Here is a 12,264-nt window from a genome sequence, read left to right as displayed (position 1 = left end):
TCTTAGTCAAATTGGACTAAGGATGTTAATTTTACCAAAAATACTGATAAATGAGCATTGCAGATAACTTATTGAAATATAAAAATGAATTAGACTCGGTTGGAGTTAAATTAGTAGCTGTTTCTAAAAACCATCCGGCAGATGCCGCATTAGAAGCTTACAATGCCGGACAAAGAGTTTTTGGGGAGAATTTGGTGCAAGAAATGGTTGAGAAACAAGCTCAACTACCACAAAATATAGAATGGCATTTAATTGGCCATTTACAAACCAACAAGGTAAAATACATTGCACCTTTTGTGAAACTGATAGAATCTGTAGATAGCCTTAAACTATTGAAAGAAATAGATAAACAAGCCGCAAAAAACAACCGCATTATTGATTGCCTTTTACAGATTTACATCGCCGATGAAGACACAAAATTTGGTTTGGGATTTGATGAAGCCATTGAATTATTAAGGTCTGAGGAATTTCAAACCTTTAAAAACGTAAGGATTGTCGGCTTAATGGGAATTGCGACAAACACAGCATTAGAAGGACAGACTAAAGCTGAGTTTCAAGAATTAAAAGTGCTTTTTGACGGCATCAAAGTTAGCTTTTTTAGAAAAGAAGATAGCTTTAAAGAAATTTCTATGGGAATGTCTTCAGACTATAAACTGGCTATTGAACAAGGAAGTACAATGGTTAGAATTGGGAGCAACATTTTTGGCAAAAGAGTAATTAAACATTGGAAAGCTGAGAAAGAATAAAGACTAAAGCTTAAAGACTAAAGAGTAAAAACTAAAATCGGTAAAATCACTTCAATCAGTGTAATCAACCGAAGGAAAAGACAAAAAATGATTATAAACATAAGAGTTGCAGTAAAGGAAGACTGCACAAGGTTATTAGAATTAATTAATGAATTGGCTGTTTACGAAAAGGCACCTGAAGAAGTTACGGTAACTATTGAGGAATTTATTGATGCAGGTTTTGGAGAAAAACCAGTTTGGAAAGCTTATGTAGCAGAAGAGGAGAATGTAATTTTGGGCTTCGCTTTATTTTACACCAGATACTCAACTTGGAAAGGTTGCCGTTTATATTTAGAAGACTTTTTAGTTACTGAAGAAGCACGAGGAAAAGGCATAGGAAAACTGTTATTTGAAACTGTTATTACAGAAGCAAAAAATGGTAATTATAACGGAATGACTTGGCAAGTTTTAGATTGGAATGAACCTGCTATCAACTTTTACAATAAATATAAAGCTCAAATAGAAACTGGCTGGCTAAATGCATCTTTCTCTAAAGCGCAAACTCACAATTCATAATGAAAAAATTAGCATTATTTTTTGTTTTTATTTGCATTCTAGCGGCTTGTCGCAATGATAAAAGTAAAACTGAAACTAGCGAAACAAGAGTAGATTCTCTGACCTACGACTATGATTCTGTAAAGGTTTACAGTAAAAACATCGTTAAGATAGACTCTGTTACTGACACTGCAAAAGCATTGATTCAATATCCGATTTTTAAAAACGAGGAACTGAATAAATATATCCAAAGACAAATACTTAATTATTTCTCAGAAGAAGACAAAGCTGTGATTGCTTATCAGGATATTGCAAAAAGTTTTATTACTGGTTATGATAGCTTTTACAATAAAAATAAAGACACACAACAGGCTTGGTTTTTAAATATAGATGTTCACGTAATTCACCAGACTGCAAATTATATTGCGTTGGAGTATATCCATTCTGATTATTCTGGTGGTGCTCATCCAAACACCAATTTCTCATTTATCAATTACAATCCGAAAACAAATCAGCCTTTAACTTTAGATTCTTTAATAGACAAGGGCAATAAAGCTAAGTTAACCAGCGTAGCTGAAGGTATTTTTAGGAAGGATGAAAAATTATCATCAACTGAACCATTAGCAGGAAAATACTTTTTTAGTGATGGGAAATTCACATTGCCCGATAATTTTTATGTGAGCAATAAAGGATTAGTATTTTTCTATAATCCTTATGAAATTAAAGCCTACGCATTTGGAACAACTGAAATAACCATTCCATTTGCTGCTTTAAAACAAATAGCTAAACCAAATACCATTTTAACCACAACAAATTAATGCAAGTATTTAAATTCGGAGGAGCTTCTGTAAAAGACGCAGAGGGTGTTAAAAATCTGGCTAAAATAGTACAAAGATACCCATCTACTCAATTATTAATCGTTATCTCGGCAATGGGAAAAATGACCAATAAATTGGAAGAATTGACTTGGGCTTATGTTAAGGGAGATGAAAAAGCGCATCAACTATTTGATGAGATTAAAGCTTTCCATTTCGATATGATATCAACTTTGTTTGAAGACACCAAAAACCCTGTTTATGATGATGTAGCAAATACTTTTGTAGAAATTGAATGGCTTTTAGAAGAAGAGGCAAGCGATAGTGCAGATTATTTATATGACCAAATTGTTTCTATTGGCGAAGTGGTTTCTACCAAAATTGTGGCGGCTTATTTAAATTTGGCTGGTACTTTTACCATTTGGACAGATGCGAGAAATTACATCAAAACAGACAATAATTACCGTGAAGCCACTGTAATTTGGGATAAAACCGAGCAAGAAATTCAAAAACATTTACCTACTTTTTTAGATAAAGGAGTTGTAGTTACCCAAGGCTTTATTGGTGCCACTAGTGAAAATTTCACGAGTACTTTGGGCAGAGAAGGTTCTGATTATTCTGCCGCTATATTTTGCGCTTGCTTAAATGCAGAATCGATGACGATTTGGAAGGATGTACCAGGAGTTTTAAACGCCGACCCAAAATGGTTCGATGAAACTGAGAAAATTCCTCAACTCTCCTACCATGATGCAATAGAGCTAACTTATTATGGCGCTACAGTTATTCACCCGAAAACGATAAAACCTATTCAGAATAAAGGAATTCCATTATATGTTCGTTCATTTATTGAACCCGAAGCTGTAGGAACAGCAATTACAGGTTTGGCTTCTCCCCTGCCAGTTGCATCTTTTATATTTAAAGTAAATCAAGTTTTAATCTCTATTTTCCCTAAAGATTTCTCCTTTATTATTGAAGAGAATTTAAGTCAGATTTTTAACATTCTACACAAAAACAAAGTAAAGGTTAACACGATGTTGAACTCTGCTATTAGTTTTTCTGTAAGTGTAGATAATGATGATGTGAAAATCGAGCAATTGATTAAAGACTTATCTGAAACCTTTAAAGTGAAATACAATAAAGGTTTAGAGTTAGTTACCATCCGTTATTACAACCAGCAAACCATTGATAGGGTTATTGTTAACAAAGATGTTTTGCTAGAAGTGAAAAGCAGACATACTTGCCAGATAGTGATGAAAGATAAAGTCACCCCAAACCCCTAAAGGGGCTTCATAATGAACAAGCACATTTTAGATAAGGAAATACAGCAGTTTATTAACTCAAACTTGCTAACAGATGTAAATAAAATTGCATTAGCTAAACCTATGTTTAAAAATGTAAGTTCGGCAGAACTAGCTGGACAAATTGCAGCAAAAAAGAAAGCTAAAAACAAACTTCCTACTTGGTTTAGCACTGCTGATATTTATTACCCTGCTCTATTATCAATTGAACAAACTTCCTCAGAAACTACAGCAGCATATAAAGCTAATTTGGCTATTGGTAAAACGTTATTAGATTTAACGTCTGGTTTCGGCATTGATAGTTATTTTTTCTCGAAGCAACTTGATGAAGTTTTTAGTTGTGAAATCAATCCTGAATTAGCAGAAATTACAGCACATAATGCAAAAATACTTGGCGCAAATAACCTTTCAGTTATCAGTGGTGATGGAGTAGAATTTCTAAAAAAAACTGATAAAGATTTCGACACCATTTATATCGACCCTGCTAGAAGGAGCAATAGTAATAAGGTTTTCAAATTAAAAGATTGCACGCCAGACGTAACTGAAAACTTAGATTTTTTACTTAGTAAATCACAGCGCATCATTATAAAAACTGCGCCTTTATTAGATATTTCGGCTGGTTTAAGTGAATTGAAAAATGTAAGTGAAATTCATATCATTAGCGTAAAAAATGAATGCAAGGAGTTGCTTTGGATAATTGACAGAAACTTTACAAGAGAAACAAAAGTTCTTTGTGTTACCTTAAATGAAAAAGACAAGGTTTTTCAATTTCCAATTAGCGATTTGCAAGTAAAGACAGAAATGGCACAAAGTGAACCAGCAGGCTATTTATACGAACCAGATGTTGCGCTTTTAAAAGGTGGTGCCTTTAACTTAATTGCAGAAAGGTTTGGGTTGAAAAAACTTCATCAGCAAAGTCAATTATATTTTAGTGATGAAATTAAAACAGATTTTCTGGGAAGAATTTTCGAGATTAATTCGTTATTAAGTTTAAATGAATTAAAAAAGGAAAAAGAATTGAAAGGAAATGTTATTGTGAGGAATTTTCCTGAAAAAGCAGAAAACTTAGTTAAAAAGTATAAGATAGAATCAACCCACGATGACTTCCTTATATTTACTCAAAGTAACAAAGGTTATTTAGTCATTAAAGCTAAAATTATTCAGCATTATTAAAAAGACTTCGGTCGGTGAGACACCGACCGATAGACTAAATATAATATAAGTTTAAACCTTTTTAACGCTAACGGCTTGTAAGCCCTTTTTACCTTCAGTAATTTCAAATTCTACTTCATCATTCTCTTTAATGCTATCTATTCCTCCAACAACATCTTTAAAGTGAACAAAAATTTCTTTATTGCCATCATAAACGATAAATCCATAGCCTTTTTGGGTATTAAACCACTTTACTTTTCCAGTATTCATAAAAATTAGATTGTATTGATAAGTTATTTAAGTATTTAAACCTAATTTAGTTACAAAAGTTTCAAAAAGAAATAAATATTGTAAAATTATTTGTTGGGTTGAGGGGTAGTTCTCAAATAAGGCTTAATAACTTGATGTCCTTTAGGGAATTTTGAAGGAATATCCTCAGTTTTAATGCTATTCATTACAATAACATCTTCACCATCTTTCCAATCTGCTGGCGTAGCCACACTATATTGAGCAGTTAGTTGTAAAGAATCGATAACCCTTAAAACTTCTGTGAAATTTCTTCCTGTAGAAGCTGGGTAAGTTATCATCAATTTTACTTTTTTATCAGGAGAAATCACAAATAAAGAACGAACTGTCATTGTCTCAGATGCATTTGGATGAATCATATCATAAGCATCAGCTATTTTTTTGTCTTGGTCTGCAATAATTGGAAACTCCACATTAGTATTTTGAGTTTCGTTAATATCACTTATCCAGCCTTTATGAGATTCTGCCGAATCAACACTTAAAGCCAAAACCTTAACATTTCTTTTCTCGAACTCTGGTTTTAAAGAAGCTGTTCTGCCAAGCTCTGTAGTACAAACAGGTGTGTAATCTGCTGGGTGAGAAAATAAAACTCCCCAACTATCGCCTAAATATTCGTAAAAATCAATTTCACCGATAGATGTTGTTGCTTTAAAATTTGGTGCTGCATCTCCTAGTCTTAAACTCATTGTATTTAATTTAAATTAATAAAATCTTTAATGAGTTGAAGTTACAAAAAGTCTATTAAAGTAGTAGATTACTTTTTGGAATAAAATTTATCCGTGACAAATCGCTACCTAAATGTTTGTTGAACTGCTCAATTGTATAATCTGCAATTAATGGTGTATCGGCTTCATCATGCTGGTGCAAAAAGAAATAAACTTTCTCTAAACCATTATCCAACCAATGTTTAATCCTCACTACCCATTCATCAACCCTAGCCTCATCAGATTTAATAAACTCTCCACCATTACCAACAAATCTTATAAAAGCTTCAGGAGTGGGCAATTCCATGTGTAAACAATCTCTTCGCCCACTAGCATCAGTAATTGCAGCACCTTTTTGCTGTCTAGCCAACATAGCAAACAATTGATTTTTAGCATCCCCAACAAACCAATCTTTATGCCTTACCTCTACAAATACCTTTAAGTCTTTTGGTAATTTTTGTAGGTAATCTTCAAGCACACCAATATTATTTGGACCAAAATTATCACTTACCTGCAAAAAGCAAGGTCCTAAGTATTTGCCAAAGGCAGATATTGCTTTTATATATTCATCTGTTAAAAAATCAGTGTCTTTTAACCTTTTAATATGGGTTATGCTTCTAGAAAATTTCGGACAAAAAATAAAATCTTCATTCGTATTTGCCTTCACCATTTCTGCCCACTTTACAATTTGTTCTTCCTTAGGGATGCTATAGAAAACAGCATTTAATTCAATAGAGTTAAAATGCTTAACATATTCCCCTAAAAAATCCGCTTCTTTGGTTTTCTTTGTATAGATTAAATCTTTCCATTCCTTTCTTCCCCATTTAGCGCAACCCACAAAAAACGCAGGATTAGCGAGTGGCTTATTATCTTTTAAAGTAAGGATGGTTTGTTCTCCGTCTACTGGCAAAGTAAAATCAACATTTAACACTTCTTCTTCTGCAACTCTTCCAAATTCCATAACAAATCATTTATAAAACAAAAACCGTCACGATAAATAATCGTGACGGTTCTCAAAGTTAATATTTTGGGAAATATTAATACACTTTAATCATAAAAACATAATCTTGTATTTTTTGCACTTGCTGATTACGCTTTAAGCCTTGTAATGAACTTCTTTTGCCATAAGCCACTCTTCTACTTAAAGAATCTTGTGGAATTGCATTTAAAGCTTCCATTATATATTTAGATTTTACAGCAAATGCTGCTCCATCAGTCTTTGTTTCTTTTCCATTAATTACGCCTACAACGTTTCCGCTATTATCTAGTAATGGACCACCACTATTACCTGGATTAACAGGAATTGCAACTTGATAAGCAACAGTATCGCCATTTAAACCAGTTCTAGAACTCACATAACCATCACCTAAAACCACATCATCTTTCGGATATCCTAAGGTATAAACAGCATCACCAATACCAGCCGAACCTCTTTTGATACTATAAGGCATAGCTCCTAAGTTTTTAAATGCATCATCTCTAATTTTTAAAATGGCAATATCATTAACCATATCAGTATAAACACGTTCAACTTTAAAAGTTTCACCTTTATTATTTTGAACATATATAGACCCTTTGCCATTTATAACATGGAAACTAGTTAAAATATAACCATTACTTGAAATGGCGAAACCAGTACCACCGAATTTAGCTGGTTGAGTATTAGTTGTTGTTGGCTTGGTTTTATTAATATTTCTAATTAAAATATCTTGAGCGTTTTTAATATCATTAACATCTCTTTTCACCTGTTGCAAACCAACATCTTTTTGGCTTTGTATAGAATACAACATAATCATCGCCAATATTAAAAATGAAGCGGCAACTGCAATTGCAGATTTGTTGTTTCTAAATATTCTTACAATTTTAGATGGATGTGGCGCCACTTTAGCACTAATAGCAGCAACATCAATTTTATCATGGGCAGCATCTAATTGCTGTTTCAATAATAAAACATCAGCATACTGTTTCATCGATTCTAAAAAAACCTTGTGTGCAACAACTTTATGGTCAACAATTGGGTCATTATTTCTCAATTGCTCAAAAGCTTTATGCTCATCAGCTGTTAGCTTACCATTTAAGTAATCTTCAATAATCGCTTCTAATTCTATCTCGTTCCTCATTTTATGATTGAAAAAATAACTTTTTTAACCTTTGTAAACATTTATACTTCTGTGTTTTGGCGTTATCTGTATTGGTATAACCAAACTTCTCACAAATATCCTGCATCGATAAACTATTGATATAAAAATCCTGAATAATCGTTTTGCAAGGTTCGCCTAAACTTTCCAAGGCAACTTTCATCTTATCAAACTGCATGTCTTTTTGTTCATGCTGTTCTACATCTTCATCAACTACTAAAACATCTTCAAAATCGGCTATGTTATTTGTCTTTTTGCTATGCTGTGCTAGTTTCTTTAACCATATTCGGCGACTAACCGAATATATGTACGTCTTTAGCTTACTACTTAGCTCAAAGTTGCCAGTTTTGATTTTGTTATATAAAACAATAATTGCTTCCTGATACACATCTTTCGCATCATCTTCATCGCCATTATTGTTTAAAATAAATTGTAAGACCATCGGATAATACCCTGCATACAACTTATTTAGCGCTTCTTCCGAGTTGTTAAGTATACCTAATACTACCTCTCTATCTGTTGGAACTGAACTATTTAACTTAAAACTCACCAATTAATACATTTAAACGTGAATGGTAACCCAATGATAGACAAAAAAAAATTTTTAATTATAAAATGACAATCCTTAAGCTATTTTTTTGATTAGAAAAGCAAGGACAGTGAATCTTATTAAGGTTAGTCCTGCTGTTCGTTAAATCTCGCTTCGCTTTCAGCTTTGCTCAATATCACTTCCATCAGGTTTATAAAACAATCTTCTGTGCAAAATATCACACGTTAATACCCAAAAATAAACAATGGTAACCCCAAAAAAATAAAAATATATTTCACGTTTTTGCAGGTCACCTTTTAAAAATATTTGCATTAAGGTAAAAACCCAAAAATTTTAACCTTTAAACAAAATTAACAATGAAAAATCTATTCAAATTTGGCTTTTTAGCCTTCGCATTGTCCTTATCCTTAACATCTTGCAGTTGGTTTACAAATTCTTCTGATTCTGCGCCAAAAGATCCAAACAAAACTGACTCTCCTACCGTAGATTCACCAAAAATTGATTCTCCAGCCATAGATTCACCAAAAACAAACCCCGATTCGGAGAAGATTAAGCATTAAATAAAAATAATTTCATTTTTTTTCAGAATTGCGGGTTACCTTTTTAACTTTGCAGTATTAACATGTAAATTAATTAATTATTTAAACAGAATTAAAATGAAAAACTTATTCAAATTTGGCTTTTTAGCTTTAGCATTATCTTTAGGTGTTGCTGCTTGTAACTCTGAGAAAAAAGCAGATGCTACTGATTCACCAGCAGTTGATTCTCCAGTTGTTGATTCACCAGTTGTTGATTCACCAGTTGTTGATTCACCAAAAGTTGATTCTCCAGCTGTAGCTCACTAGTCAATAGTAAAGCTTATAAAAAGGTCTTAACAAAATTTGTTAAGACCTTTTTTGATTCTAGCCCATTTTATCTGTTTGATAAACACCATAAATAAAGATAAATGTTAACTTTGCGGAATTATCAAAATTCTGACGCATAATGACTTTATCTTCGCTTCAAGCTATATCTCCAGTAGATGGCCGTTATAGAAAAACCACCGCAAAACTTGCCGACTATTTTTCTGAATCTGCTTTAATCAAATATCGTGTTTTTGTAGAGATAGAATATTTTATCGCATTAGTTGAAGCTAAAATTCCTGGCCTAGAAAATTTTGACACCTCGCTTTATCCAAAACTAAAAGCTATACATCAAAACTTTAATGATGTAGATGCTCAACAAGTAAAAGATACCGAAAGTATTACCAACCATGATGTAAAAGCTGTTGAGTATTTCATTAAAACTAAGTTTGATGAGCTTAACTTACAACCGTATAAAGAGTTTATCCATTTTGGCTTAACTTCTCAAGACATTAATAATACTGCTATTCCATATACTTTTAAATTAGCATTAGAAGAGTCTTATTATCCAGCTATTGCTGAATTAATTGAGAAAATAATTGCTTTAGCTAAGGAATGGGAAAATGTTCCTTTATTAGCTCATACTCACGGACAACCTGCCTCTCCTACCAAATTAGGTAAAGAGTTTATGGTTTTTGCAGAAAGATTAAACATCCAATTGCAAAACTTAAAGGTAATTCCAAATAGCGCAAAGTTCGGTGGCGCAACAGGAAACTTTAATGCTCATCATATTGCTTATCCAAAAACAAATTGGGTAGACTTTTCTAATAACTTCGTGAATAAAATATTGGGATTAAACAGAGCTCAATACACCACTCAAATAGAACATTACGACCAATTTGCTGCACAATGTGATGCTTTGAAACGCATTAACAATATCATTATCGATTTAGACAGGGACATTTGGGCCTACATTTCTAAAAATTATTTTAAGCAAAAAATTAAGGAGGGAGAAGTTGGTTCATCGGCCATGCCACATAAAGTAAACCCAATCGATTTTGAAAATGCAGAAGGTAACGCTGGTTTAGCTAATGCTTTATTCGAATTTTTTGCAGCAAAACTACCTATCTCTCGTTTACAAAGAGATTTAACCGATTCTACTGTTTTGAGAAACATTGGCGTTCCAATGGCTCACACAATTATTGCCATTAGTTCTACTTTAAAAGGATTGAACAAAATCATCCTTAATAATGATGCAATTGAAGCTGATTTAGAAAATAACTGGGCAGTTGTTGCCGAGGCTATACAAACAGTTTTAAGACGCGAAGCTTATCCAAATCCTTATGAAGCATTAAAGGCTTTAACACGCACTAACCAAAAGATTACCGCTCAAACAATGGCAGTATTTATTGATGAGTTAGATGTAAATGATGTTATCAAAGCTGAATTGAAGTTAATTACGCCATTTAATTATACAGGGATATTCTAGTTGGGAGTTTTGAGTTGAGAGTGAAGAGTTCGGTTATTTCGCTTTAGTCTTTAAGCTTTAGACTTTAAGCTCTCTTAACAAATGACCTAAAATAGACATCAACATCAACTATTTAGAATTAGAATTAATTATTTTTGTAGCATAATATTTAAAGACATGACTATTAACGTATATACAGAGCAAACCCCAAATCCAGCTACAATGAAGTTTATGGTTAATAAACTTTTAATTAACGGTAGCGAAGATTTTGCAACAAAAGAAAGTGCTGAGCATTCTCCTTTTGCTAAAGAATTGTTCAAGTTTAACTTTGTGAGTGGTGTATTTTTTGCAAGTAACTTTGTAACTATCACTAAAACCGAAGACGCTGAATGGGCTGATATCGAAGCTATCTTAAAAGAATTTGTTAAAGGCGCAGTAGAATCAGAACTTAAGATAAAAGAAAACACCGCCGAAGAAGCACCAGCTTTTGAAGGAAGTGAACTAGAAATTAAAATTCAACAAATATTACATGATTACGTTCGTCCGGCTGTAGAGCAAGATGGTGGCGCAATTAGTTATAAATCATTTGATGAAGGCGTTGTTACTGTAGAATTGAGAGGTTCTTGCAGTGGTTGTCCATCATCTACAATTACTTTAAAATCTGGAATCCAGAACTTATTACAGAGAATGGTTCCTGAGGTTAAGGAAGTTGTTTCGATGGCATTATAGGGAATTGGTTCATTAATTCAATGGTTCATTTGATTAAGAGCATATAAAAAGAGTCCAAACTTGAAGTTTGGACTCTTTTTATGATTAAACTGTAGGGGCAACCCTTGCGGTTGCCCATTAGCTAATTAATTTTGTATTGGAGGTTTATTTTTTAAAATGGGCAGGGGCAAGCCCAGCCCCTACAGATTACGCTTAAAAATATTTCTTAATCGTAGCTAAAATCTCTTCCGTTAACAAACCATTAGTAGCTAAAACTTCTCTAGTTTGTAAAAACTCATCTCCACCAGTAAAGTTCATGATTTGACCGCCGGCTTGCTGAACCAGGTAAGCTCCTGCAGCAACATCATAAGAGTTAAGATTATATTCAAAATAAGCATCAAATCTTCCACAGGCAACGTAAGCTAAATCTACAGCTGCAGAACCTATTCTTCTTAAGCCATGGCATTTCTGCATCATATCTGTAAAAAGTTGAATGTATTGTGGTTGCTTGTCAAACTGATAATATGGAAATCCAGTTGCCAATAAACTTTGTGTAAGGTTTTCAGCTTTGGATACTCTTATTTCTTTATTGTTTAATAGGGCTGGTCCGCCTTTATAAGTAGCAAACATTTCACCCCTATTAATTTCATAAACTACACCAATAATAGGTTTATCTTCTTCATAAAGCGCAACACTAACCGAATAAGTAGGAATGCCATGGATGAAGTTAGTTGTTCCATCTAAAGGGTCAATTATCCAAGTAAAAGTTCTGTCGGTTATATTCTCTGTATCTTCTTCAGTTATAAAACCAGAACCTGGCAATATTTTAGATAAATTTTTAACCAGCTGTTTCTCTGCATTTTTATCCACATAAGAAACCATATCGTTTAAGCCTTTATATTCAATCGAATTTGAATCAAAAGCCATAGACTCTTTACGGATAAAATTACCTGTTAATCGCGTTGCAGCGACAACCTTTGAGCATAATAATTCGTAATTCATC

General features: G+C 33.0%; 15 protein-coding genes. 9 read left to right on the top strand and 6 right to left on the bottom strand.

The window, feature by feature from the left end:
• Nucleotides 1–50: 50 nt before the first annotated feature.
• The 5 genes from R2Q59_RS03315 (at nt 51) to R2Q59_RS03295 (ending at nt 4,566) form a co-directional block, all read left to right on the top strand.
• Nucleotides 51–746 (top strand): YggS family pyridoxal phosphate-dependent enzyme, encoded by a 696-nt coding sequence (locus tag R2Q59_RS03315; protein ID WP_316783646.1) that lies wholly within the window; start codon nt 51–53, stop codon nt 744–746.
• 87 nt (nt 747–833) lie between these two features.
• Entirely contained in the window at nt 834–1,301 is a 468-nt protein-coding gene (locus R2Q59_RS03310; protein WP_316783644.1) for a GNAT family N-acetyltransferase, read from the top strand.
• A complete protein-coding gene (locus tag R2Q59_RS03305) occupies nt 1,301–2,098 on the top strand; it encodes a DUF3298 and DUF4163 domain-containing protein (protein WP_316783642.1) in 798 nt (265 codons plus the stop codon). Before R2Q59_RS03310 ends, R2Q59_RS03305 begins: the two co-directional genes overlap by 1 nt.
• Complete coding sequence (locus R2Q59_RS03300) at nt 2,098–3,375, top strand: aspartate kinase (protein WP_316783640.1); 1,278 nt, start codon at nt 2,098–2,100, stop codon at nt 3,373–3,375. The genes R2Q59_RS03305 and R2Q59_RS03300 overlap by 1 nt, the downstream gene beginning before the upstream one ends.
• 12 nt (nt 3,376–3,387) lie before the next feature.
• Nucleotides 3,388–4,566 carry a THUMP-like domain-containing protein gene (locus tag R2Q59_RS03295; protein ID WP_316765655.1) on the top strand — a complete coding sequence of 393 codons (1,179 nt, stop codon included), beginning with the start codon at nt 3,388–3,390 and terminating at the stop codon, nt 4,564–4,566.
• 51 nt (nt 4,567–4,617) lie between these two features.
• Here the strand turns inward: R2Q59_RS03295 and R2Q59_RS03290 are convergent, their stop codons facing one another.
• The 5 genes from R2Q59_RS03290 to R2Q59_RS03270 form a co-directional block, all read right to left on the bottom strand.
• Complete coding sequence (locus R2Q59_RS03290) at nt 4,618–4,815, bottom strand: cold shock domain-containing protein (protein WP_316765653.1); 198 nt, start codon at nt 4,813–4,815, stop codon at nt 4,618–4,620.
• A gap of 86 nt (nt 4,816–4,901) precedes the next feature.
• Complete coding sequence (locus R2Q59_RS03285) at nt 4,902–5,537, bottom strand: peroxiredoxin (protein WP_316783638.1); 636 nt, start codon at nt 5,535–5,537, stop codon at nt 4,902–4,904.
• Between the two features lie 55 nt (nt 5,538–5,592).
• Nucleotides 5,593–6,516, bottom strand: coding sequence for a DUF72 domain-containing protein (locus R2Q59_RS03280; protein ID WP_316783636.1), 924 nt, complete (start codon nt 6,514–6,516; stop codon nt 5,593–5,595).
• Between the two features lie 76 nt (nt 6,517–6,592).
• On the bottom strand, nt 6,593–7,675 hold the full coding sequence (locus R2Q59_RS03275) for a serine protease (RefSeq protein WP_316783634.1): 1,083 nt from the start codon (nt 7,673–7,675) through the stop codon (nt 6,593–6,595).
• A 1-nt stretch (nt 7,676) separates the two neighbouring features.
• Entirely contained in the window at nt 7,677–8,243 is a 567-nt protein-coding gene (locus R2Q59_RS03270; RefSeq protein ID WP_316765648.1) for a sigma-70 family RNA polymerase sigma factor, read from the bottom strand.
• Between the two features lie 356 nt (nt 8,244–8,599).
• Between R2Q59_RS03270 and R2Q59_RS03265 the strand changes: the two genes are divergently transcribed.
• From R2Q59_RS03265 to R2Q59_RS03250, 4 genes are all read left to right on the top strand, one after another.
• The gene (locus R2Q59_RS03265) at nt 8,600–8,803 is read left to right on the top strand and encodes a hypothetical protein (protein ID WP_316783632.1); all 204 of its coding nucleotides are present in this window, start codon (nt 8,600–8,602) and stop codon (nt 8,801–8,803) included.
• Nucleotides 8,804–8,899: 96 nt separating this feature from the next.
• Nucleotides 8,900–9,088, top strand: a complete 189-nt coding sequence (locus tag R2Q59_RS03260) for a hypothetical protein (protein WP_316765646.1) — start codon at nt 8,900–8,902, stop codon at nt 9,086–9,088.
• Between the two features lie 139 nt (nt 9,089–9,227).
• Complete coding sequence (purB, locus tag R2Q59_RS03255; protein WP_316783630.1) at nt 9,228–10,574, top strand: adenylosuccinate lyase; 1,347 nt, start codon at nt 9,228–9,230, stop codon at nt 10,572–10,574.
• A 156-nt stretch (nt 10,575–10,730) separates the two neighbouring features.
• Nucleotides 10,731–11,282 carry a NifU family protein gene (locus tag R2Q59_RS03250; protein ID WP_316765642.1) on the top strand — a complete coding sequence of 184 codons (552 nt, stop codon included), beginning with the start codon at nt 10,731–10,733 and terminating at the stop codon, nt 11,280–11,282.
• Between the two features lie 192 nt (nt 11,283–11,474).
• Here R2Q59_RS03250 and R2Q59_RS03245 read toward each other — a convergent pair whose 3' ends face one another.
• Nucleotides 11,475–12,263: an inositol monophosphatase family protein gene (locus R2Q59_RS03245; RefSeq protein WP_316785465.1), complete on the bottom strand. Its 789-nt coding sequence runs from the start codon at nt 12,261–12,263 to the stop codon at nt 11,475–11,477.
• Nucleotide 12,264: the final 1 nt, after the last annotated feature.

Source organism: Pedobacter frigiditerrae (assembly GCF_032678705.1).
GTDB classification, from domain to species: Bacteria; Bacteroidota; Bacteroidia; order Sphingobacteriales; family Sphingobacteriaceae; genus Pedobacter; species Pedobacter frigiditerrae_A.
Note: the sequence above shows the minus strand (reverse complement) of the source record. Positions and strands in the feature narration are given on the sequence as shown.